This is a genomic window from Roseococcus sp. YIM B11640 (genome assembly GCF_049727625.1).
GTDB lineage: Bacteria > Pseudomonadota > Alphaproteobacteria > Acetobacterales > Acetobacteraceae > Roseococcus.
Window position 1 is genome coordinate 1,109,049 of record NZ_JBBJOZ010000001.1, and the last position, 22,780, is coordinate 1,131,828.

The 22,780-nt window shown below is 70.3% G+C and carries 24 protein-coding genes; 14 read left to right on the forward strand and 10 right to left on the reverse strand.

The features are described 5' to 3' along the window. The first annotated feature begins 2 nt into the window (after nt 1–2). From WJM96_RS05655 to terL, 8 genes are all read left to right on the forward strand, one after another. Nucleotides 3–716, forward strand: coding sequence for a capsid assembly protein (locus tag WJM96_RS05655; RefSeq protein ID WP_424811457.1), 714 nt, complete (start codon nt 3–5; stop codon nt 714–716). Nucleotides 717–1,043: 327 nt separating this feature from the next. Next, nucleotides 1,044–1,877, forward strand: coding sequence for a phage capsid protein (locus WJM96_RS05660; RefSeq protein WP_424811827.1), 834 nt, complete (start codon nt 1,044–1,046; stop codon nt 1,875–1,877). Between the two features lie 120 nt (nt 1,878–1,997). Continuing rightward, nucleotides 1,998–2,567 (forward strand): hypothetical protein, encoded by a 570-nt coding sequence (locus WJM96_RS05665; RefSeq protein WP_424811458.1) that lies wholly within the window; start codon nt 1,998–2,000, stop codon nt 2,565–2,567. 2 nt (nt 2,568–2,569) lie between these two features. Further along, a complete protein-coding gene (locus WJM96_RS05670; RefSeq protein ID WP_424811459.1) occupies nt 2,570–4,450 on the forward strand; it encodes a hypothetical protein in 1,881 nt (626 codons plus the stop codon). After that, a complete protein-coding gene (locus WJM96_RS05675; RefSeq protein WP_424811460.1) occupies nt 4,450–4,890 on the forward strand; it encodes a hypothetical protein in 441 nt (146 codons plus the stop codon). The genes WJM96_RS05670 and WJM96_RS05675 overlap by 1 nt, the downstream gene beginning before the upstream one ends. Nucleotides 4,891–4,948: 58 nt before the next feature. After that, on the forward strand, nt 4,949–7,231 hold the full coding sequence (locus WJM96_RS05680) for a glycosyl hydrolase family 28-related protein (protein WP_424811461.1): 2,283 nt from the start codon (nt 4,949–4,951) through the stop codon (nt 7,229–7,231). Further along, the gene (locus tag WJM96_RS05685) at nt 7,228–7,524 is read left to right on the forward strand and encodes a hypothetical protein (RefSeq protein WP_424811462.1); all 297 of its coding nucleotides are present in this window, start codon (nt 7,228–7,230) and stop codon (nt 7,522–7,524) included. Before WJM96_RS05680 ends, WJM96_RS05685 begins: the two co-directional genes overlap by 4 nt. Beyond that, on the forward strand, nt 7,508–8,923 hold the full coding sequence (gene terL / locus WJM96_RS05690) for a phage terminase large subunit (protein ID WP_424811463.1): 1,416 nt from the start codon (nt 7,508–7,510) through the stop codon (nt 8,921–8,923). Before WJM96_RS05685 ends, terL begins: the two co-directional genes overlap by 17 nt. A gap of 55 nt (nt 8,924–8,978) precedes the next feature. Here the strand turns inward: terL and WJM96_RS05695 are convergent, their stop codons facing one another. Next, a complete protein-coding gene (locus WJM96_RS05695) occupies nt 8,979–9,200 on the reverse strand; it encodes a hypothetical protein (protein ID WP_424811464.1) in 222 nt (73 codons plus the stop codon). Between the two features lie 63 nt (nt 9,201–9,263). Between WJM96_RS05695 and WJM96_RS05700 the strand changes: the two genes are divergently transcribed. From WJM96_RS05700 to WJM96_RS05710, 3 genes are read left to right on the forward strand one after another with little or no spacing between them, the layout of a single operon-like run. Beyond that, nucleotides 9,264–9,560 carry a hypothetical protein gene (locus tag WJM96_RS05700; protein ID WP_424811465.1) on the forward strand — a complete coding sequence of 99 codons (297 nt, stop codon included), beginning with the start codon at nt 9,264–9,266 and terminating at the stop codon, nt 9,558–9,560. Further along, nucleotides 9,557–10,021: a cell wall hydrolase gene (locus WJM96_RS05705; RefSeq protein ID WP_424811466.1), complete on the forward strand. Its 465-nt coding sequence runs from the start codon at nt 9,557–9,559 to the stop codon at nt 10,019–10,021. Before WJM96_RS05700 ends, WJM96_RS05705 begins: the two co-directional genes overlap by 4 nt. 26 nt (nt 10,022–10,047) lie before the next feature. After that, nucleotides 10,048–10,395, forward strand: coding sequence for a DUF952 domain-containing protein (locus WJM96_RS05710; protein ID WP_424811467.1), 348 nt, complete (start codon nt 10,048–10,050; stop codon nt 10,393–10,395). On the opposite strand, the gene WJM96_RS05715 is transcribed toward WJM96_RS05710, so the two are convergent. Beyond that, on the reverse strand, nt 10,368–11,261 hold the full coding sequence (locus WJM96_RS05715) for a DMT family transporter (RefSeq protein WP_424811468.1): 894 nt from the start codon (nt 11,259–11,261) through the stop codon (nt 10,368–10,370). The two genes, WJM96_RS05710 and WJM96_RS05715, sit on opposite strands and share 28 nt — an antisense overlap. 58 nt (nt 11,262–11,319) lie before the next feature. Between WJM96_RS05715 and WJM96_RS05720 the strand changes: the two genes are divergently transcribed. Beyond that, complete coding sequence (locus tag WJM96_RS05720; protein WP_424811469.1) at nt 11,320–12,387, forward strand: quinone-dependent dihydroorotate dehydrogenase; 1,068 nt, start codon at nt 11,320–11,322, stop codon at nt 12,385–12,387. Then, the gene (locus tag WJM96_RS05725) at nt 12,384–13,250 is read left to right on the forward strand and encodes a TIGR01459 family HAD-type hydrolase (protein WP_424811470.1); all 867 of its coding nucleotides are present in this window, start codon (nt 12,384–12,386) and stop codon (nt 13,248–13,250) included. The genes WJM96_RS05720 and WJM96_RS05725 overlap by 4 nt, the downstream gene beginning before the upstream one ends. 53 nt (nt 13,251–13,303) lie before the next feature. Here the strand turns inward: WJM96_RS05725 and WJM96_RS05730 are convergent, their stop codons facing one another. The 8 genes from WJM96_RS05730 to WJM96_RS05765 form a co-directional block, all read right to left on the reverse strand. Next, the gene (locus WJM96_RS05730) at nt 13,304–14,284 is read right to left on the reverse strand and encodes a tripartite tricarboxylate transporter substrate-binding protein (RefSeq protein WP_424811471.1); all 981 of its coding nucleotides are present in this window, start codon (nt 14,282–14,284) and stop codon (nt 13,304–13,306) included. Nucleotides 14,285–14,331: 47 nt separating this feature from the next. Beyond that, nucleotides 14,332–17,484 carry an efflux RND transporter permease subunit gene (locus tag WJM96_RS05735; protein ID WP_424811472.1) on the reverse strand — a complete coding sequence of 1,051 codons (3,153 nt, stop codon included), beginning with the start codon at nt 17,482–17,484 and terminating at the stop codon, nt 14,332–14,334. Between the two features lie 109 nt (nt 17,485–17,593). After that, nucleotides 17,594–17,968, reverse strand: coding sequence for a nuclear transport factor 2 family protein (locus WJM96_RS05740; protein ID WP_424811473.1), 375 nt, complete (start codon nt 17,966–17,968; stop codon nt 17,594–17,596). Nucleotides 17,969–17,972: 4 nt separating this feature from the next. After that, nucleotides 17,973–18,947 carry a Bug family tripartite tricarboxylate transporter substrate binding protein gene (locus WJM96_RS05745; RefSeq protein ID WP_424811474.1) on the reverse strand — a complete coding sequence of 325 codons (975 nt, stop codon included), beginning with the start codon at nt 18,945–18,947 and terminating at the stop codon, nt 17,973–17,975. Between the two features lie 36 nt (nt 18,948–18,983). After that, nucleotides 18,984–19,373 carry a RidA family protein gene (locus WJM96_RS05750; RefSeq protein WP_424811475.1) on the reverse strand — a complete coding sequence of 130 codons (390 nt, stop codon included), beginning with the start codon at nt 19,371–19,373 and terminating at the stop codon, nt 18,984–18,986. Then, nucleotides 19,370–20,002, reverse strand: a complete 633-nt coding sequence (locus WJM96_RS05755) for a hypothetical protein (RefSeq protein ID WP_424811476.1) — start codon at nt 20,000–20,002, stop codon at nt 19,370–19,372. Before WJM96_RS05755 ends, WJM96_RS05750 begins: the two co-directional genes overlap by 4 nt. A 2-nt stretch (nt 20,003–20,004) precedes the next feature. Further along, nucleotides 20,005–20,958 carry an Hsp33 family molecular chaperone HslO gene (locus tag WJM96_RS05760; RefSeq protein WP_424811477.1) on the reverse strand — a complete coding sequence of 318 codons (954 nt, stop codon included), beginning with the start codon at nt 20,956–20,958 and terminating at the stop codon, nt 20,005–20,007. A 171-nt stretch (nt 20,959–21,129) separates the two neighbouring features. Further along, nucleotides 21,130–21,609, reverse strand: coding sequence for a MarR family winged helix-turn-helix transcriptional regulator (locus tag WJM96_RS05765; protein ID WP_424811478.1), 480 nt, complete (start codon nt 21,607–21,609; stop codon nt 21,130–21,132). Between the two features lie 253 nt (nt 21,610–21,862). Here WJM96_RS05765 and WJM96_RS05770 point away from each other — a divergent pair, with 253 nt between their 5' ends. Beyond that, a complete protein-coding gene (locus tag WJM96_RS05770) occupies nt 21,863–22,780 on the forward strand; it encodes a 2,5-dihydroxypyridine 5,6-dioxygenase (RefSeq protein ID WP_424811479.1) in 918 nt (305 codons plus the stop codon).

The window sequence follows — 22,780 nt, forward strand, 5'->3', positions numbered from 1 at the left end:
GCATGCCCGAAAACCTGCTGCAGACCGAATCCCCCACCCCCGCCGAGGAGGTGCCGGAGAAGTTCCGCGACCCCGGCACCGGCGAGCTCCGCCTGGACGCACTGCTCAAGAGCTATCGCGAGCTGGAACGCCGCCTGTCGCAGCGCGCGGCGCCGCCCGCCGCCGATGCCGGCGAGGAGGACCGCCGCCGCTGGCGCGAGATGATGGACATTCCCGAGACGCCGGACGGCTACGAGATCGAGGCCAGGCACGAGCTCTGCGGCCCCGATGCCGAGATCAACGCGCGGTTGCACGAGGCGGGGTTCACCTGCCGGCAGGTGCAGCTTGTCTACGATCTCGCGGCCGAGCGGTTGATGCCGCTGATCGCCGAGGCCGCGCAGCAGTTCGAGGCCGACCGCCAGGCCGAGAAGCTGCGCGAGCATTTCGGCGGCGAGGAGCGCTTCCGCCGCATCGCCGCGCAGATCACCGCCTGGGGCCGCGCGAACCTGCCGCCGCCGGTCTTCGAGGCGCTGGTCACCACGCATGAGGGCGTGCTGGCGCTGGAGCGCATGATGCGCGGCGAGGAGCCGCGCATGGAGCGCGAGGCCGCGCAGCCCGAGGTCACCGGCGAGGCCGAGCTGCGCCGCATGATGCGCGACCCGCGCTACTGGCGTCAGCGCGAGCCGGAATTCGTCCGCCGGGTCACCGACGGCTTCCGCAAGCTCGTCGGCGGCTGACGCACCGGGGCGAGCGCGCGGTTTCGCCGCGCCCGCCCCATCGCCGCCGGATCGCGAGGCCTCCCCCGGCCCGATCCGGCGGCCGCGCCCGCCGCCGAGGCTCCATGCCCGCGGCGGGCGCCCCTCTTCATCCAGGCAGAACCCGGTCCTTCCGGGCGCCCGGATGCCGGGCCGCGGCGCGGCCCGTCCATGGCCAACCGCGCCACGCCCATCCCCGACAATCCACCCTGGAGTCACCGCATGTCCGGTTCGATCGACCACGCCTTCANCCCGTCCATGGCCAACCGCGCCACGCCCATCCCCGACAATCCACCCTGGAGTCACCGCATGTCCGGTTCGATCGACCACGCCTTCATCAAGCAGTTCGAGGCCGAGGTTCACCTCGCCTACCAGCGCCAGGGCAGCAAGCTGCGCCCGACGGTGCGCAGCAAGTCCGACGTGAAGGGCGCGAGCACCGTGTTCCAGCGCGTCGGCAAGGGCACCGCGACGCAGAAGTCGCGCAACGGCGTCGTGCCCGTCATGAACCTCAACTACTCCGCCGTGGAGTGCTTCCTGCAGGACCACTACGCGGGCGATTGGATCGACAAGCTCGACGAGCTGAAGACCAATATCGACGAGATCGCGGTGCTCGCGGCCTCGGGCGCGCATGCGCTGGGCCGCAAGACGGACGAGCTCATCATCGCGGGCCTCGACCTCGCCACGCGCGAGGCGGTGGGCACGCAGTCCGGCCAGACCGACAATGACGGGCTGACCCGCGCCAAGGTGCTGCTGGCCTTCGAGATGCTGGGCGCCATGGACGTGCCGGACGATGGCAACCGCTTCGCCGTCGTCGGCTGGAAGCAGTGGAGCGACCTGCTGACCCTGCAGGAATTCTCCAACGCCGAATATGTCGGACCGGAGGATCTTCCCTGGAAGGGCACGCAGGCCAAGCGCTGGCTGGGCGCGACCTGGATCCCGCATACCGGCCTCACGCTCACCGGCACGATCCGCTCCTGCTACTTCTACCACAAGACCGCGATCGGCCATGCGGCGGGCGCCGAGATCAGCACGGATGTGAGCTGGCACGGCGACCGTGCGGCGCATTTCGTGAACAGCATGATGAGCCAGGGAGCTTGTCTGATCGACGACGCCGGCGTGGTGCGGATGCGCTGCAAGGAGTGAGGTAGCGCGGCGCTGCGGCTGTGCGGCCGCATTCTCCCAGCGCGCACTCGTCCTCATTGCTTCTGGCGGGCGGCACGGCTTTCCGTGCCGCCCTTTTCATTTCCCCCTCGGAGGTTTTCCATGGCGCTCACCGCGCTCGAGCTCTGCACGCGGGCCCTGCTGCGCATCGGCGCGCAGGCCATCGCCTCGATGGACGAAGGCACGGCCGAGGCCGAGATCGCCTCCGGTCTCTACGCCGGCACGCGTGACGCGCTGCTCTCCGCCCATCCCTGGAGCTTCGCCACGGGCCAGGCCACGCTGCCGCGCCTCGCCGCGCGCCCTACGGCCGATTTCCAGAATGCCTTCCAGCTGCCGGCGGGCTTCCTGCGCGCGCTCTCCGCCGGCGGTCCCAGCCTGGGCCGGGGCCTGGCCTACCGGATCCTCGAGGACCGGCTGCATTGCGACGCGGATCAGGTGACGCTCACCTACATCTTCCGCCCCGACGAAAGCAGCTTTCCCGCCTTCTTCGCCGCGGCGCTCGTCGCGCGGCTTTCCGCGGAATTCTGCATCCCGCTGACCGAGAGCACCTCTCGCGCGCAGCTCCTCATCGGCCAGGCCGAGAGCGAATTCCGCGCCGCGCGCCGAACCGACAGCCAGCAGGCGACCGTGCGTGCCATCGACAACTTCCCCCTGATCCAGGCGAGGGGCTGAGCATGGCCGCCTCCCGCCAGATCAAGACGAGCTTCGCCGCGGGTGAGCTCGCGCCCGAGCTGCTGGGCCGCGGCGATCTGCGCGCCTATGCCAATGGCGCGCGCCGGCTGCGGAACGTGTTCATCCAGCCCACCGGCGGCGTCACCCGGCGCCCGGGACTGCGGCACGTGGCGATGCTGCCCGGCCCGGCGCGCCTCGTGCCGTTCGAGTTCAATACCGAGCAGACTTATCTGCTGGCCTTCTGCCACGGCGTTTTCCAGGTCTATCTGGGCGACACGCTGGTGGCCCAGGGCGCCGGGCCCTGGACCAGCGCTCAGCTGGCGCAGATCGCCTTCACGCAGAGCGCAGATACGCTGCTCATCTGCCACCCCGACTTTCATCCGCGCCGCCTGACGCGCACCAGCCACACGGCCTGGCAGCTCGACATCTGGGCCTGGGGGCGGCCGCCGACCTACCGCTTCGCGCCCCCGGGCGTGACCCTGACGCCGAGCGGGACCTCCGGCAGCATCAATGTCACGGCCTCGGCCGGCGTGTTCAGCGCCGGCCATGTCCAGACGAGCTTCGTCTTCCGCGGCGTGCGCGCGACGGTGACGGCCGTGGCCTCCGCCACCCAGGCGACGCTCGCGCTGCAGGAAAGCCTGCCCGATACCGCCGCGAGCGCGGATTGGGAGGAATCGGCCATCAGCGACATGCGCGGCTGGCCGGTGTCGGTCTGCTTCCACCAGGACCGCCTCGTCATCGGCGGCTCGCGCGACCTGCCGAACCGGCTTTGGCTGTCGCGATCCGGCTCGCTCTTCGACTTCGACAAGGGTAAGGGCCTGGATGACGAGGCGATCGAGTTCGGCCTCTTCTCCGACCAGGTGAACGCCATCCGCGCCGTCTTCTCCGGGCGGCACCTGCAGGTCTTCACCACGGGCGGCGAATGGATGGTCTCGGGTGATCCGCTGACGCCCTCCTCCATCCAGCTCACGCGGCAGACGCGCATCGGCAGCAGCCCCGCGCGCATGATCCAGCCGGTGGACGTGGACGGCAGCACCATCTACGCGGCCCGCAGCGGCCGTGCGGTGCACGAGTTCTCCTACACCGACGTGCAGCAGGCGTATCAGTCGAACGACCTCGGCATGATCGCCTCGCATCTCATGCGCGGGCCGGTCTCCATGGCCTATGACCAGACCCGGCGCCTGCTGCATGTGGTGATGGAGGACGGCACGCTGGCCACGCTGACCCTCTTCCGCGAGGAGCAGGTGACTGCCTGGACGCTGCAGGAGACGCCGGGCGCCTTCCGCAGCATCGCCGAAACCGAGGGCCAGGTCTTCGCGGTGGTGGAACGCGGCGCGACCTTCCGGCTGGAGCGCTTCGAGCCCGGCTTCGGCTTCGACGCCGCCATGGACGGCATGAACCCCGCCCCGCAGGACCGCTGGAGCGGCCAGACGCATCTCGAGGGCTGGGTCGTCGGCGTGCTGGCCGACGGTGCCCCGCGCGAGGAGGCGGTGGTGGCTTCCGGCGCCATCACCATCGATCCGCCAGCGCGCGCGGTGCAGCTCGGCCTGCCCTTCGCGCACGAGATCGAGCCGTTGCCGCCCGAGATGGTCTCGGCTGCCGGGGCGCGCGCGGCACCGCTGCGCCTCGTCTCCGTCAGCTTCCGGGTGCTCGATACCCAGGCGCTGGAGGTCGATCTCGGCCGCGGCGCCGGGCCCGTTCCCTTCCGGCGCTTCGACACGCCGCTGCTGGATGCGCCGCCGCCGATCTACAGCGGCGATGTGCGGCTCTCCGCGCTCGGCTGGCGGCGCAACGCCATGCTGCCGCTCTGGCGGGTGACTGGCGCGAGCCCGCTGCCGCTCACCCTTCTCTCCGTCACCACCGACATGAGGACGACCGACTGATGGCCGCATTGGGTTCCCTGGCGACGATCGCCTCGACGGGCGTGAGCCTCTACGCGCAGAACGCCCAGGCGCAACAGCAGGCCAAGGCGCAGCGCGCCCAGGTCGCAATCTCGAACGAGCAGGAGGAGGTGCGGCAGGAACAGCTGGCCCTCCAGCGCCAGGCCGAAAGCCGCGCCCGATCGGAACAGGTGCAGCGCACGGTCGCTTCGGCGCGGGCGCGCATGGGGGCTTCGGGCGCCGCGGCCGACGATGGCTCGGCGGCGGCCGTGACCAGCGGGTTGCGAGCCGATGCCGCGGCGGGCGAGGCGGACAGCGATTCCGTGTTCAACGCGCGCATCAGTTCGGGCCGGTCATCCCTGCTCAACTCTGACGGCTCCCTCACCAACGTGCTCCGCGCGGTGCCGAGCTTCGGCAATGCGCTGCGGAACCTTCTGGAATGACGGCGCGCGGCGAAGCATCGCGCGCTGCGCTTCCTCACCTCGATCTCCGGAGCTTCTGATGTCAGAGCACATCCGCATCGGCGACATCGCGCCGCGCGTTCACTACGTGGCCGACGGCGCACAGTCGGGTTTCACTTTTCCCTTTCCCGTCTTCGCCGCGGGCGACATCGCGGTGTTGCGCGACGGCGTCCCCGCCTCCTACGGCTACACCGTCGAAGGCGTCGGCCAGTCCGATGGCGGCGAGCTGCATTTCGCCACGCCCCCCGTGGCCGGCACGCGCGTCACCATCCTCCGCCGCCTCACCTATGAGCGCGTCACGGATTTCCAGGCGAACGGCGTCCTGCGTGCGGCCACGCTGAACGATGAGCTGGACCAGCAGGTCGCGGCCCTGCAGGAAATCCGCGACGACGTCTCGGGCGCGCTCCGGCTCGACCTCTCCGAGGCGCCGTCGGGCATGGTGCTGCCGCTGCGCGAGGCGCGGGCCGAGAAGCTGCTGGGCTTCGACGCCATCGGCAATGTCACGGTGCATGACCGCACGGGCGTGCTGGCCGCCGTCTATCCGGGCGCGATCCCGCGCAGCGTGGAGGACAAGCTCGGCGAGGCGTTGACGGCGCGCGATTTCGGCGCGCGGGGCGACGGCATCACCGATGACGGTCCGGCGCTTCAGGCCGCGATGAATGCGGCAGGCGCGTCAGGCCGGCATCTCGTGATCGGCGAGGGCACCTTCCGCACCACCATGCCGCTGCTGCTCTCCAGTAATGCCGCAGGGCTGACCATGCATGGCAGCCTGCTGTACGCCGGCCCCTCGGGCCAGGCGGCGTTGACCATCGGCGACGGCGGTGCCGTGCGGACCGCGACCAAGGCCTATCGCGGCCTGCGCGTGGTCCGCGCCATCCAGAGCGACTGGAGCCGTGACGACGATATCGGCCTGCTGCTGCGGAACTTCGATTCGAGCTTAGCCGAGATCCACCACGTCGAAGGCTTCACCATCGGCGTCCGCACCCAGGGTGTGGAGCGCGGCTTCGAGGACAGCAACCTCTATCTCGGGCGGATCCTCAACAACCGGATCGGCCTCGACATCCACTGCATGACGGCCGCGGCCTGGAACACCTCCATTCGTTATCACGGCGGGCATTTCGCGGTGGCGAGCGCGCTCTTCCCAGGGCAGAGCCGTTTCGGCGTCCGCTTTTCCGCCGCGCCGGGCGCCTATATCGCCCACAACCGGCATGTCTTCTTCGGCCCTGCCTTCGAGCTGCAGGCGCGCGACCGCCCGGCCATCCTCGGCGTCCCTTTCCTGTCGGAGGTGAGCAGCCGCGCGGTCGTCGTCTATGCCATGCGGATGGAAGGCTGCTCGCCCTATGCGGCGCGGCATGAGGGCAATGCGCAGGACCATGTCTACGAGGTCGCCTGGGCGAGCCAGGGCTATCTGGTCGGCATCAGCTATGGCGGCACCTCCACCCGCGTTGGCGGCGTGGTGCGGGCCTTGCACCAGGCGGCGGCGCATCGCGAGTTCTCGCGTGAGGTCGCGAGCGTGCCCAATCTCCGCGCCGCGGCCTTCCGCTGGTCCGCCACGCAGACCGGCTTCGACAAGCTGGCCTGCCTTTCCACCAACGTCGCGGGCGGTACAGCGACTCTGGCGGATTTCGCCTTCCCGGGGCTCGAGAACTACACCCTCACCTCGCGCGGGACCGTGTTGCCGGGCGGCCGCGGACTTGGCTTCGTGGTGGATACGCGCCAGGCGCGCGAATTCTCGCTCGCCGTGGATGCCGATAGCCCACGCCTCATCGTGCAGTGCTTCGATGCGGCCATGAACCTGATGACGGATGCCTACGGGACGCTGGTGCGCGCCTCGGGCATGTCCATGCAATACAACGGCGCGGCCCGCTGGTGGCAGGGCTCGGCCGACATGACCGACGCCGATCTGACGCGGCTGCAGGTCGTCCGCGTCGAGGCGGGGGTGGCCTATGCCATCATCGGCGTGGCCCGCATCGGCCAGGATTACGAGGTGCGCGCCATGCGCCTGTCCTGCGATCCATCCGTGTCTCCGTCGCTGCTCTACGGCCTGCCCGATCTGCACCACGGCGCGCGTGAGCTCAAGACGGAGGTGAGCTGGACGCCGCCCGTGATCTCCGCCAACGCCACCGTGCAGCTGCAGGTGAACCTGCCCGGCGCGCGGCCCGGCGACTTCGTGCAGGCGGCCTACAGCCTCTCGACCTCGGGCGCCGTCTTCCTGGCCCAGGTCGGCGCGCAAGACACGGTGAGCGTGACTGTCTGGAACCGCAGCAATGGCGACCTGTCGCTGGGCGCGGGGACGGTGCGCGTGCGGGCGGTGAAGTCGTGAAGCGGCGCAGGCCCAAGGGCCCGGCGCCGGAACCGAAGCTGGCCGAGAACGTGCCCGCCGTGATCGACGAATACGTCGCCTTCCTGCGCGACTCCCGCCCGGAGGATGGCGCGGACCCCAAGGCCTTCGGCGCGCGCCACGCGGCCGCGAAGGCCGCTCTCACGCATCTCGGCGAGCTGATGCGCCTGTCCCGCGGGGACACCGATTCCGCATCCGAGCCGGAGACATCGCTGCTGGAGCAGCTGCGCCAAGGCATGCCGCCGGATGAGAGCGACGATGACGGCATCGGCTGACCTGCTGGAGTTCGTCTGGATCTGGAACCGGCTCCAGGGCCAGGAGACTCCCCGCGTCCATCGCCGCATCCTGCGCTTCCTCGGCGCGGCGGAGACGAGGCGCATGCTGCTCATGGCCTTCCGCGGCTGCGGCAAGTCCACCCTGGTCGGGCTGTTCTGCGCCTGGTCGCTCTACCGGAACCCGGCCCTGCGCATCCTTGTCCTCGCGGCCGAGCAGTCGCTGGCGGGGCGCATGGTCGGGCATGTGCGCCGGATCATCGAGCGCCATCCGCTCTGCGCGCCCTTGCGGCCGGAGGGCGACGAGGCCTGGGCTTCGGACCGCTTCACCGTCCGGCGGCGCGGCGCGCTGCGCGACCCCTCGATGATCTCGCAGGGGCTGCAGGGCAACATCACCGGCGCGCGGGCGGAGCTCATCATCTGCGACGACGTCGAGGTCGCGGGCAATTGCGACACGCCCGGCAAGCGCGAGGAACTGCGCGAGCGCCTGGCCGAGACGGAGTTCGTCCTGACGCCGGGCGGCACCATCCTCTATGTAGGCACGCCCCACACGGAGGAGAGCCTCTACCGCGCGGGCGACGCCTTCCTCGCGGGCTACCGGCGCCTCGAGGTCCCGGTGCGCGATGCGACGGGCGCCAGCGCCTGGCCCGATCGCTTCGGCGAGGCGGAGATCGAGGCCCTGCAACGCCGTGTCGGCCCGCTGCACTTCGCGCGGCAGATGCTGCTGCAGCCCGTCGCGGCCGGCGCCGCGCGGCTCGATCCCGCGCTGCTGCTGCGCTACGGCGAGGAGACGGAGTATCGCGAGGCCAATGGCCGCGCGCAGCTCTGGCTGCTGGGCCGGCGCATGGTCTCGGGCGGCGGCTTCTGGGATCCGTCCTTCGGCCGGGAGCAGGGCGGCGACGGCTCGGTGCTCGCCGCCACCTACACGGACGGGGAGGGGGCGCACTACCTGCACCACCTCTCCTGGATCACGCAGCGCCCTGACCGCCCGGAGGATCCGGCGACGCAGCAATGCCGCGCCGTCGCGCTGATCGCGCAGGTGCTGAACCTGCCGGTGCTGCGCGTCGAGACCAACGGGCTCGGCCGCTTCCTTCCCGCGCTGCTGAAGCGCGAGATGGCACGGGCGGGCGCGGCCTGCGCGGTGGTGGAGCATGTCAGCCGGCGCCCCAAGGCCGAGCGCATCCTGGCCGCCTTCGACCCGTTGCTCGCCGCGCGGCGCCTCTACGCGCATGAGAGCGTGCTGGCCGGCGCCTTCCCGCGGGAAATGGCCGAATGGCGGCCGGATGCGCGCGGCGCCCGGGACGATGCGCTGGACGCGGCCTCCGGCTGCATCCTGGCCGAGCCGGTGCGCATGCCGGCCCTGCCGCCACGGGCCGCGCCCTCCTGGCGCGGCTACGGCTGAATTTGGCCGGGCGGCTGATTCACTGCCCTGGCGTTCCGCCTGTGCGGATCGGAGGCTAGGCCGCCGGCCGCCGCAGGATTTCGATCGAGTGCCGGCCCCGGCCTTCCGCCGTGATCTCGAACCTTCCGTCCGGCCGCTGCCGCGCGAAGCCCATGCTGGCGAGCCGCCTCAGGCAAGGCTCGTCCGCCAGGCCCGTCGGCCGGCCGTGCCCGCGCACCAGCGTCAGCCGGTGCAGGGCCGAGCGGCAGCAGGTCTCGAGATAGGGCTCGTTCCACATTCCCCCCTTCTAACACGCATGCCCCGGCTTGGGGATGCGTGGCCCCGCCCAAGGAGGCTCCCCATGGATCCCACCGACCCCACCGCGTGGCTCCACGCCGCGCAGGCGCCCGTCGTGGCCGCCCTGTTCTGGCTGGTTCACGGCATCAAGCGCGACCTGGAGCGCATCGACCGCGGCGAGCAGCGGCAGATCCAGGGCCTGGACCGCACCCGCGACGAGCTCGCGGCCTTCAAGCTGGAGGTGGCACGGACTTACGTGCCGCTCTCCCTCATCCGCGACGTGGACCGCCGCCTTTCCGAGCAACTGCGCCGGATCGAGAACAAGATCGAGCTGCGCCAGCGCCAGGAGGACGGGGAATGAGCGCCGCCCCCATGCCCGTGGGCGACGCCGCGCGGGAGCTCCTGGCCCGCATCCTCTATGCCGAGGCCGGCACGCGGCCCGTCCGCGCCATCGAGGCCCTGGCCGCGCTCGCCATGAACCGGGCGCGCGAGACCATGGCCTCGGAGGAGGCGCGGCTGCGCTTCTCGGCCGGGAAGGCGTCTCCCAGCCTGCCGCGCGCCGTCATCGCCGTGCTGCGCGCGCCCTTCCAGTTTCCGGTGCTGCACCCGCGCCACCCCCGCCACGGGCGCTTCGTTGCCCCCGCCGAGGACGATGCGGCGCTGGCGATCTGCCGCCGGGTCGCGCACCGCGCCCTTTCGGGCGCGATGCGCGATACGCTGGGAGGCGCCACGCATTGGCATGATGACGGGCGGGCGCCGCCCTGGGCGACGGGCCTCATCCCCGTGGCGGAATGCGGGGGCCTCGCCTTCTATCGGATGTGAAGGCTAAGCCTTCCCCCATGGAACCCATGATCTACACCCTCGTGCGCGGCGACGACTGGCGCCGCGCGCAGGCGGAAGGCGCCTATCGCGGCAGCGCGGACGACCGCCGCGACGGCTTCCTGCATTTCTCCACCGCCGCCCAGCTCCGCGCCAGCGCGGCCAAGCACCGCAAGGGCGAGCCCGATCTCTGGATGGTGGAGGCCGAGGCCGCCGCGCTCGGCGAGGCGCTGAAATGGGAGCCTGCTTCCGGCGGCTCGCGCCCCGGGCTGTTTCCCCACCTCTATGCGGCGCTGCCGATCCCAGCCGTGCGCCGTGCCGTTCATGTGCCGCTGGGCCCCGACGGGCTTCACGACTTTCCCGGCGATATCCCCTGATCGGCGGCATGCGCGCGGGAGACGGCGCGCTCGCTCATCAGGCAAGCCAGCACCACGACCGCGCCGCCGGCGATCACCTCCACGCTTGGCGTGTTCCCGAAGATCGCGAAGTCGAGCACCACCGACCACGGCAGGGCGATGAACTCGAAGGGCGCGAGCCGCGCGGGCGAGGAGAAGCGGAAGGCCAGCGCCAGCACGATGGTGGCCCCGCCCGCGATGATGCCGTTCAGGACCAGCTGTACCCATTCGACCGTGCTGGGCGGAACCCAGTGCCAGATGGCCAGCGGCAGGGTGGCTGCCCCGCCCAGGAGCGCCGGCCACAGCACCAGCCGCGCCACGCCCGATTCCGCCTTCAGCCGCCGGTTCACCGTGATGTTGGTGGCGTAGCAAAGCGTGCCCAGCGCCGCGCAGAGGAAGCCGAAGCCGCTGCCGCCGCGCGAGAGATGCGGCGCCAAGGCCATCAGCACGCCCCCGAAGCCGACCGCCGACCAGAGCCAGGCTGCCGCCGGAATCGGCTCGCGCAGGAAAACCGCGGCGAAGATCAGTGTCAGGAAGGGCGCGGTGAAGAAGATCAGGTAGCCATCGGCCAGCGGAAGATGCCGGAAGGCCAGGAAGAACAGCGTCCCCGCGCCCAGCATCGAGACCGCGCGCAGCAGGTGCAGCGCCGGATGCGAGGTCGCGTAGGGCCCGCCCGCGCCCGGGATGAGGGTGCGCGTCCCGAAGAGCAGGACCAGCAGCACCGCATAGCGGAGGAAGATCGTCTGCGAGGCGGAGAACCCGCCGGCAAGCAATTTGCTGTTGGCATCCAAGAGGCCGAACAGGCCTATGCCCGCCATGAGCAGCAGGGGGCCGCGCAACTGATTCATTCCCTCCGAAGCAAACCCCGTCTTGCCGGAGAATGACGGCCTGTCAACGCGGGCGGTTATGGCCTATCCAGGCGCGGCCATGCTCGCCCGCCTCGCCTCCGCCCTCATGCCCCTGGTCCGTGGACTCGATGCCGAAAAGGCGCATCGGCTCGCGCTCCGTGCCCTTCGCGCGGGCCTTGCCGGAAGGGACGAGTCGCGAGACCCGGTGGCCCTAGGCACCCATGCGCTGGGGCTGAACTTCACCAACCCGATCGGCCTGGCGGCCGGCTTCGACAAGGATGCCGAGGCGGTGCTGCCGCTGATGCATCTCGGCTTCGGCTTCGTGGAGGCGGGCACCGTCACGCCCCAGCCCCAGGCCGGCAATCCGAAGCCCCGGCTGTTCCGGCTCATGGAGGACCAGGCGGTCATCAACCGCATGGGCTTCAACAATGGCGGGCTGCACGACTACCTGCTGCGGCTGGAGGCGCTGCCCCGCCCGCTGCCCGGCGTCCTCGGCGCCAATGTCGGCGTGAACAAGGAGGGCGCGGACCCCGAGCGCGACTACCCCTCGCTCTGCCAGAGCGCCGCGCGCCTGGCGGACTACGTCACGATCAACGTCTCCTCCCCCAACACCCCCGGCCTGCGCGACCTGCAGGGCGAGGCGCGGCTGGACTCCATCCTGGAGGCCGTGGCCCCCCGCACCATCGGCAAGCCCATCCTGGTGAAGCTGGCGCCCGACCTCGCCGAGGATGCGCTGGCGCCGATCATCGAGGTCTGCGTGAAGCACGGCATCGCGGGGCTCATCATCAGCAACACCACCGTGGCCCGGCCGGCCAGCCTGCGCTCGCCGCTGAAGGATCAGGTGGGGGGGCTTTCCGGGCAGCCGCTCTTCGGGCCGTCGACCGAGATGCTGGCGCGGGCCTTCCGCATCGCCGACGGCCGGCTCTGGCTCATCGGCGCGGGCGGGGTGGCGAGCGGCGAGCAGGCCTATCGCAAGATCCGCGCGGGCGCTTCGCTGGTGCAGATCTATTCCGGATTCGCCCTGGCCGGGCCCGCCCTGATCCCCCGCATCAAGAAGGAGCTCGCCGCGCTTCTCGCCCGGGACGGTTTCGCCCGGGTCGCGGACGCGGTAGGGGCTGATGCATGAGCCTGCCGATCCTTGAGGGCCTCGCGCCCATCGCCGACCGCTATGACGGTTTCGTCTTCGATCTCTGGGGGGTCATCCACGACGGGAAGGAGCCCTATCCGGGCGTGGTGGACGCCCTGGGCGAGCTGAAGGCCCGCGGCAAGCGCATCGTCTTCCTGACCAATGCGCCCCGCCGTTCCTGGTTCATCCAGGGCATGCTGGACCGCATGGAGATCCCCCGCAGCCACTACGACGGCATCATGTCCTCGGGCGAGGTGACCTGGCGCTGGCTCAAGGACCGCGAGCTTCCCTGGTTCGCGAAGCTGGGCCGCAAGGCCTTCCACCTCGGCCCCGAGCGCGACCTCTCGGTCGTGGAGGACGGCGCGGCCGAGCTGGTGGCGACGCCCCAGGAGGCCGACTTCCTGCTGAACACCGGCCCCGACCCCGAGCGCGGGCCCAAATCCGTCGAGCCCTATCGCCCCGTGCTGGAGGAGTGCTTCCAGGCCGGGCTGCCCATGGTCTGCGTCAATCCGGACCGCGCGGTGATGGTGGGCGGCGACCGGCTGCTCTGCGCCGGCGCCTTTGCCGACATCTATTCGGAATGGGGCGGCGACATCTTCGAGGTCGGCAAGCCGGACCCGGCCGTCTACGGCCCCGTGATGGAGATGCTGGGCCTCGAGGACCGCTCGCGCGTGGTGGCCGTCGGCGACACGCCGCACACGGACCTCGCGGGCGCGCAGGCGGCGGGGATGGACTGCCTCTGGGCGCTGACGGGCCTCGCGGCCCATGCCCATGGCAGCGACCCCTCGCAGGAATACCTGGCCGAGGTAGCGGCGGAGGAGAAGGTCTCCCCCATCGCCGCGCTGCGCACGGTGCGTTGGTAAGATACTAAGATAGTAAGGCGGCGCGTCGGCGCCGCCTTCGGAGGCGCCGCCCCTTAGTCTTCCGGACGGAAGCCGGATTCCTGGACGATCGGGCCCCACTTGGTCGTCTCGCGCCCGATGCGCGCCGCGAAGTCGGCGGGCGTGCTCGTATAGGCCTCGAACTCGCGGCCCGCGAGGTTCTGGCGCAGCTCGGCATTGTTGGCGGCCGCGACCAGCGCGGTGTTGAGCTGCTGCACCAGCGCGGTCGGCGCGCGGGCGGGCAGGAAGGCGCCGAACCACTCGTCGGCGGTCAGGTCCGGATACCCCTGCTCGGCGAAGGTCGCGACCTCGGGGAAGCGGGGCACGCGCTGGGCGCTCGTCACCGCGATCATCTTGAGGCGCCCGGCACGGTGGTGCTCCACCTGGTCGCCGATCACGTTGATGGTGGCCGGGATCTGGCCCGCGATGGCGTCCGTGATGGCCGGCGCCGCCCCGCGATAGGGCAGGTGGGTCAGCTCGATCCCCGCCGCGCGGGCCAGCATCACGCCCGTGAAATGCGGCACCGAGCCCGCGGCCGGCGAGGCGTAGGAGATGCCGTTGCGGCTTTTCACGAAGTCCACGAACTGCGCGAGGTTGTTGACGTTGGGCGCGCCCGGCCCGACGGCCAGCGCGAAGGGATAGATCACCACCGGCGTCACCGCCTGCATGTCCGTCATCGGGCTGTAGCGCAGGCGGTTGCCGTAGAGGTGCGGGTAGATCGTCACCATGCTGGCGGGCGTGATGAGGATGCTGGTGCCGTCCGGATCGCTGCGCAGCAGCTCCTCGATGGCGAGGCGCCCGGCGGCGCCGACCTTGTTCTCCACCACCACCTGCGGCGCCCAGACGCCGCGCAGGCGCTCGGCGAAGAGGCGGCAGGCCACGTCCACCGTGCCGCCCGCCGGGAAGCCCGCCAGGATGCGCGCGGTGCGGCTGACGACGGGGGCCTGGGCCTGGACGATGGCGGGCGCGGCCAGCAACGGGGCCGCGAGCACGGCGCGGCGGGACAGGCGATTCATGAGTTTCTCTCCCGGTTATGCCGGGAGGTGTAACGAGCTTCCCTCGCCTAGTCATCACCCGCGGCGATGGGCCGCGCATGGGCCGGCATCCGCGCTTCCTTCCGGCTGCGGCCCAGGAGGCCGATGACCAACGGCTGCACGATCAGGATGAAGAAGGGCAGCAGGATCGTGCCCCCCACCACCACCACGGCGAGGGGGCGCTGCAGGTCGCTGCCGATGCCGCTGGCCAGCGCCATGGGCAGGAGGCCCACCATCGCGGCCATGCAGGTCATCATCACGGGGCGCATCCGGTCCACGCCGCACTGGTGCAGCGCGAGGGTCCATTCCAGCCCCTGGTCGCGCAGCAGGCGGAAATGGGAGAGCAGGATGATGCCCTCCATCACCGTGATCCCGAAGAGCGCCAGGAAGCCGATGGCGGCCGGCACGCTGAAGGGAAGCCCTGTCAGGGAGAGCGCCGTCACGCCCCCGATGCAGGAGAGCGGCAGGATGGCCATGACCAGCAGCATGTCCCGAACGGTGCCGAACTGAATGTAGAGCAGCACCGCGATGAGCAGCAGGGCGATCGGCACCACCACCTGAAGCCGCGCGATGGCCTCCTGCAGGTTGCGGAACTCGCCCACCCATTCGAGGCGGTAGCCCGGCGGCAGCTGCACGTTGCGCGTCACGCGCTCCGCTGCCTCGGTCACCGCGCTCTGCGGGTCGCGGCCGCGGACGGAGAAGCGGACGGGCACATAGCGCGTCGCGTCCTCCCGATAGATGTAGCTGGCACCGGAGACGAGGCGGATATCCGCGACATCGCCCAGCGTCGCCCCGGAGGACGCGTTGACCGGGATGCGTGCGATGGTCTCGATGTCGCGGCGATAGGGGGTGTCGAGCCGGACCATGATGGGGAAGTTGCGGTCGCCGCCTTCCTCGTAGAGCCGCGCTGCCTCCTGCCCGCCGATGGCGGCCTGGATGGCCGCGTTCACGTCGTTCACGGAAAGGCCGAAGCGTGCCGCCCGCTGGCGGCTCACGCGGATGGCGACGGTGGGCTGGCCGAGCGTGCGGAAGGCCGCGAGATCCGCGATGCCCGAGACCTCCGCCATCTCGCGCCGGATCTGCTCGGCGAGGCGCGTCAGCACGTCGAGCTCGGGGCCGATGACCTTGAGCGCATTGGCGCCCTTCACGCCGGAGGCGGCCTCCTGGACGTTGTCGCTGATGTACTGGCTGAAGTTGAACTCCACGCCCACGAATTCCTGCGCCAGCCGCCGCTCGATGGCGGCGACGAGCCCGTTCTTGGTGCGCGCGGTGCGCCATGTGTCCATGGGGCGGAGCGGGATGAAGAACTCCGCGTTGAAGAAGCCGGCGGAATCGGTGCCGTCATCGGGGCGGCCCTGCTGGGACGTGACGGTGATGACCTCGGGGAACTCCATCACCACGCGGCGCAGGCGGTTGACGCTCGCGGCGCCTTCCTCGAGCGAGATGGTGGGCGGCATGGTGGCGCGCATCCAGATGCTGCCCTCCTCCAGTGTCGGCAGGAACTCGCCGCCCAGGCGCGTGAACTGCGCGCCCGCGCCCAGCATCAGGATCGCCGCGATGGCCAGGGTCTCGGCGCGATGGGCCGTGGCGCGGCGGTAGAGCGCCTGGTGGGCCACGGAGAGCCAGCGGACGATCGGCATCGTCTTCTCCTCCGTGTCGTCGGAGAAGAGCAGCGCGGCGAGCGCCGGAGCCACGGTGAAGGTCGCGATCATCGCGCCGCCGATGGCATAGGCGTAGGTCTTGGCCATGGGCCCGAAGATGCGCCCCTCGATCCCGCCCATGGTGAAGAGGGGCAGGAAGGCGGCCACGATGATGAGCGCCGAGAAGAAGATCGGCGTCGCGACCTCTGCGCCCGCGCCCAGGATCGTCACCTGCAGCCAGCTCATGCCGTGCGGCGGCCTGCCGCGGCGCAGCCGCGCCTGCTCGGGACTGTGCCGGGCGAGGTGGAGGTGGCGGTAGATGTTCTCGACCATGATGACGGTCGCATCCACCAGCAGCCCGAAATCGAGGCTGCCGAGGCTGAGCAGGTTCGCGCTCTCGCCCCTGAGGAGCATGACGATGACGGCGAAGAAGAAGGCGAAGGGGATGGTGGCGCCGACGACGAAGGCGCCGCGCAGGTCGCCCAGGAAGATCCACTGGATGAAGACGACAAGGCAGATGCCGATGATGATGTTGTGCACCACATGATGCGTGGTCTGGTCCACCAGCTCCCGCCGGTCGTAGATCGGCACGATGCGGACTCCGGGGGGCAGCACGCCGCCCGCGTTGATCTCCTGCACCTGCCGCTCGACGGCGTGGATGGTGGGCAGGGTCTGCTCGCCGCGCCGCATCAGCACAACGCCCATGACCACGTCGTCCGCGTCATCCTGCCCGGCGATGCCCAGGCGGGGAAGGTTGCCGGTTTCCACCCGCGCCACGTCGCGCAGCAGCACCGGCACGCCGTTCTGCGCGCCGAGCACCACGTCCTCGATATCCTCGACCGAGCGGATGAGGCCTACGCCCTGCACCACGGCCGATTGCGGGCCGATGTCGATGATACCGGCGCCGACCGTCGCATCGCCCTGGCCGAGCGCATCCATCACCTGGCGGATGCCGAGGCCGAAGGCCGTCAGGCGCGGCAGGTCGATCACCACGTTGTAGGACTTGCTCGGCCCGCCATAGGCGGTGACGTCGATCACGCCCGGGACGCGCTTGAAGCGGCGCTGCAGCACCCAGTCCTGCAGGACGCGGAGGTCGGTGGGGGAGAAGCCGGGCGGGCCATCCACGCGGTAGCGCAGGATCTCGCCAATCGGGGACCATGGGCTAAGCTGTGGCTGGACGCCCGCCGGCAGGTTCACCGCTGCGAGCCGGTTCAGCACCTGCTGCTGCGCCTGGTCGTAGCTGATGGCGTAGGTGAACTGCGCCTGGACCACGGAAAGCCCGACCAGCGAGGTGGAGCGGATCCGCTGAAGACTCGGCATGCCCGCCAGCCCGATCTCGAGCGGGCTGGTCACGTAGCGCTCCATCTCCTCGGCGCTCTGCCCGGCATTCTGAGTGATGACGACCACGGTCGGCGGCACCGGGTCGGGATAGGCCTCGATGTTGAGATGCAGGAACCCGTAGAAGCCGGCACCCACGAACCCCATGAAAAGCAGCAGGATGAGCGCGCGCTTCTGCAAGGAGAAGGCGATGACGTGACGCATGTCGTGATGCCTGTCGGTGGCCGGGAGGCCGTTCAGCTTCCGTTCAGCATCTAAGTTCGTTCGGCTTGCATTCAGCTTTCTTGGATCTGAGCTTTCGTTCAGGTTCCATTCAGCTTTCGGGCGGTGCCGCCGAGACATGCAGGCTCGCGAAGCGCCAGCCATGGTCGGCGCGCCGGATGGCGCCGCTGGCGCGGAGCACGGAGATGCGCCCGGGCCGGGCAAGGCGGCAGGTGGCGGCGAAGAGAGACAGGTCCGGCGCGATGGGCTGCAACACCAGCTCCTCGCAGGTCATGACGCCCGGGGCCGCCTCGGCCCAGGCCTTGCGGAAATAGCCCAGCGCGCCCTCCGGCCCCCGCAGCAGGCCGGGGACACTGGAGCCGAAGAAGCTCGCATCCTCGTGGAACAGGGCCGCCTGTTTCGCCGCGTCCCGGCTCAGGAAATTCGCGGCGAAGCTCTCGATCACCGCCTGCGGGGAGGAGGGCATGCCCTCAATCCACCCGGATGTTGCGCTCGCGGATGAGCTTGCCCCAGCGTTCGTAGTCGCGCGCGATCACCTGCTCCATCTCGGCCGGGGTGTTGCCGGCGGCGTCCAGGCCGGCCGCGGCCATGCGCGCCACGACCGGCGGATGGGACACAGCTTCGCGCACCGCCACGCCCAGGCGCTCGATTGCCGCCGGCGGCGTGCCGGCGGGCACGGCGATGGAGCCCCAGCTCTGCGAGGTCGCCTCGCCCAGCCCGGCCTCGGTGAAGGTCGGCAGCTCTGGCAGCAGCGGCAGCCGCTGCATCCCGCTGGTGGCCAGCGCCTTGATGGCGCCCTGGCGGACCTGCGCGATGGAGCTCGCGGGCTGGTCCAGCATCACCTGCACGGTGCCGTTCACGAGGTCCGCCATGGCCTGGCCCGAGCCGCGATAGGGCACGTGCACCATCTGGATGCCCGCGACCGCCATGAAGAGCTCGGTGAAGATATGCGTGCCCGAGCCGACGCCGGAGGTCGCGAAGGAGAGCCTGCCGGGTTGCGCGCGGGCCAGCGTCAGGAACTCGCCGATGCTGTTCACGCCGAGGCGCGGATTCACCACGACGATCACGTCCGAGGTGAAGATGAGCGAGACCATTGAGAGCTCTCGCCGCACGTCCACGCTGCGCATGAGCCCCAGATGCGGCGCCAGCGTGAAGGCGCCGTTGGTGGCGACGAGGATGGTATAGCCGTCCGGCGCGCTGCGGGCCGCAGCCTCGACGCCCACCGCGCCGCCCGCGCCGGTGCGGTTCTCGACGACGACGGACTGGCCCAGCGTCTCGCCCATGCGCTCGGCGATGAGACGGCCGCCGACATCGGTGCTGCCGCCGGGCGCGAAGGGCACGATCATGCGGATGGGGCGCGTGGGCTGCCACGCACCCTGCGCGAGCGCCAGCGAGGGCGCCGCGAGGCCAGCAGCGGCCAGGAGGCCGCGTCGATCGATGTTCATTGTGGGGGACGTTTCCGGTGTTGTTTCTTGGAAGCTTCAGGCGGGCAGGAAGGCCTCCGCCTCGACCTCGACCACGAAGCGCGGATCGGCCAGCCCCGCTACGATGAGCAGGGTGCTGGTGGGCGCCGCGCCCTCCATCGCCGCGTCCCGCGCCGCGCGCCAGGCGCCGACGAGGGCGGTCTCGGTCAGGAAGACCGTGATTTTCACGATGTCGGCCGTCGTCGCGCCATGAGCGGCGAGCACGGCCTTGAGGTTGGCCAGCGCCTGGGCGATCTGCGCCTTGCCGCCGGGCGGCACGGTCCCATCGAGCGCCACGCCCACCTGGCCCGATATCACCAACCGCTTGCCCGGCCCCTCCACCAGGGCGGCCTGCGAGTATCGCGAGGCCGGCTGCGGCGCGCCGGGCGGGTTGGAGAAGGTGATCATGAGCGGGGAAGCTCCTCGCGGCTGACGGAGCCGGCCGGCTCCGCCGCAATGCCCTCGACGATGTAGGGGCGGAGCGCGCGGCGGATCTGGTATTCGAACTCCGTGTTCAGGTCGAACATGGCCTGCCGCAGCAGGGATTCAGCCACCACATTCCGGTCGCGCGGGTTGCTGTCGGTGCTCTGCGTCCGCTGGGCGGAGGCTTCGGCGAAGCCGAGCCGCCGCCCGTTCGGATCCTGGATGTCGAGCCGCGCGGAGAGCTGGACCTCCAGCCGCTCGCCGGGGTCGGAGGCGAAGGTGCCGCCGCTTCCCTGGTTGCGCGTGCGCAGGATCTGCGCGCGGGTGACGGAGAACCGGGCCTTGTTCTCGGTGCCGAAGCTGGCCAGCCGGTCGCGCCCCATGATCATCACGGCCTGGGCGGCGGTGGGTTGGAGCGTGCGGCCGATATCGGAAGGGCCGGGATTGGGCTCACGCTCCTCGAAGTCGATCGAGGCGACGTTGAGCCGGATCTGCGTCAGGTGCCGGTAGCTGATGGCCGGGCCTTCGAGCCGGGGCGGCGGCGCCCCGCCGCAGGCGCCGAGGAGGAGTGGGCCGCAGATGGCCAAGGCGGGGAGCAGCGCGCGGCGAAGCATGCTCAGGCGTGGCCTGCCGCGGTGCCGCGGACGGCGTCGCGCTCGAAGCGGAAGTCGCAGTTGCAAAATTCGCAGGTCATCGTGATGGTTCCGGCCTCGGCCATGTGGTCCAGATCCTCCACGGCAAATCCCTCCAGCACATTGGCGAGTCGCGAGCGCGAGCAACGGCATCCATAAGCCAGGGCGCGCGGCTGGTCGAGCATCAGCCCCTCCTGGTGGAACAGGCGGTACAGCAGCTGTTCGGAGGAGAGATCGTCGTCCAGCAGCTCCTCGTCCTTCAACGTGCCGGCGAGTGCGAGGGCGGTGTTCCAGGCATCCTCCTGCTCCTCCTCGTCGAGGCCCGCGATGCCGCCGGCGCCCGCGACGCGCTCCATGATGAAGGCGGCCGCGCGCCAGCCATTCTCCGTCTTCGCGCAGGCGAGGCGGACGAAGGTGCGAAGCTGCTCGGAGGTGGCGAAATAGGTGCCCGTCATCTCCGTGAGGTCCTGGCCCTCGATGGCGACGATGCCCTGGTAGCGCTCCATCTCCGGACCCTGGTCGCAGGTGAAGGCCAGGTAGCCGCGGCCGAGCAGCGCGCGAGGCGAGGGGTTGCGGCCGTACATGGCGAGCTTGTCCGAATCCACCCGGGCATAGCCGCGGACCTCGCCCTGGTTGGTGCAATCGGCCAACAGCATGGAGACCGGCCCGTCGCCCTTGGCCTGGAGCGAGAAGCTGCCCTGGAACTTGAGCGCCGAGGCGAGTCCGGCCGTCAGGGCCAGTGCCTCGCCCAGCAGGCGGGTCACCGGCTCGGGCATGTCGTGGCGGGTGACGAGCGCGTCGGCCAGGGCGCCGAGGCGTATCAGCCGCCCGCGCACGGGGCGGCCGTCCAGGTGGAAGGGGCTGACGCCGCGCGGCACCACGATGTCGGGCACCGGCGGGCGGTCATGGTCGAGGAAGGGAGGGGTCGAGGCGTTCACGGCCCAGAGATAGGGCAGCCGCGCCCCGGATGCGAGGCATGGCTGCCATCACGGGAAAGACAGGCCAGGAAAGCCTGCCTCACCGCAGAACCAAGGCGAGAATCTGCACCACGGCGGCAATCGCCAGCAGGATCAGCGCGATCCTGCCTAGGCGATCGGGGGTCGGAAGTTTCAGGCCGCCACCAGCGAGGCGTTGCGGCGGCTGCGGGCTGGGCGGGCCAGCATGGCGCGGAGCTGCTGCTTGAACTGGGCGCGGTCGATGCCGGGGAACCGGGCCAGCACCTCGGCCTCATGCGCCTTGGCGTGGACCAGCAGGTCGCGGACCAGCTGCTCGCCGCGCGGCATCATCTGGATGCGGACCACGCGGCGGTCGCGCTGGTCGGGCAGGCGCTTGACCATGCCGTCACGCACCATGCGGTCGAGGAGCTTGGTCATGGTGGGCTGCTGCAGCAGGCAAGCCTCGGCCAGGCCGGTCACCGTCTCGCCGGGGCTGCCGGAGAGGGTGGCGAGCACGCGCCACACCGGCACGGAGATGCCGGCCTTGCGCAGGGTGGAATGGAACTCGGACGACACCGCATGGGAGGCTCGTGCCATCAGATAGAGAAGGTAGTCGTCGACGAAGCGCTCCTGCCGGATGACCGAACCGTCCATTTTTCAATCCTCAACCCAAAATTGAATGTGACGGAATTTTGGGCTTCACGTTCATCGGCATGCAATTAAGGGGAATTACGGATCGCCTTCATATGAATTTTCATTCGATAACATTCTGGGATTTGAGGAATGTAGCGTGTCCTTACCTAATCTGGAGCCGTCCTGGATCGGCGCGTTCGAGGCTGTTTTCCGCCGTTGCAAGGCTTTGCCAGGGGAAGCCGTCTGCCTTCTGACGGAGAGCCGGTCGCGGAATTTGAACATCGCCCTGGCCGAGGCTGCGCTCTCGCGCATCGGCGCGCGGCATTTCCGGCTCACGCTTCCAACCCCGCCCCAATCGGCGCCCGTGCCGGTGCGCTCCACGGGCGCATCGCGCGCCATCGGGCAGCATCCCGCCGCGCTGGCGGCGCTGGCGGCCTCGCCCTTCATCGTGGATCTGACGGTCGAAGGGCTTCTGCACGCACCCGAAACGAAGCAGATCCTCGGTGCCGGCAGCCGCGTCCTGATGGTGAGCAACGAGCATCCCGACGCGCTGGAACGCCTCGTCCCGCGCGACGAGGACGAGCCGATCGCGAAGGCCGCCGTGAAGCGTGCGCGCGCGGCCAAGCGCATGCATGTCGCTTCCGCCGCCGGCACGGATCTGCACGTTGTGATGGAAGGCGCGCCCACCGTCGGCGTCTGGGGGTGGACGGACCGCCCGGGCACCATGGCGCATTGGCCTGGCGGCATCGTCGTGAGCTTTCCTCGCGCGGGAAGCGTGCAGGGGCGGCTCGTGCTCGACGCGGGCGACGTCAACCTCACCTTCAAGCGCTACATCGAGCGCCCCATCGCGCTGACCATCGAGGACGATCACATCACGCGCGTCGAGGGCAGCGGCGCGGATGCGGAGATGATGCGCCGCTATCTTGAGGCCTGGGGCGATCGCGGCGCCTATGCGGTGAGCCATGTCGGATGGGGCCTGAATCGCCGCGCTCGTTACGAAGCGCTAGCCTTCTACGACCGCGAGGACACGAACGGCACGGAGCTGCGCGCGGTGGCCGGAAACTTCCTTTTCTCCACGGGCGCCAACGAATTCGCGAACCGCTTCACCGAAGGTCATTTCGACATTCCGGTCTTCAACACCACCATCACGCTCGACGGCGAGGAAGTGGTGCGCGAGGGGATGCTGCTGTGA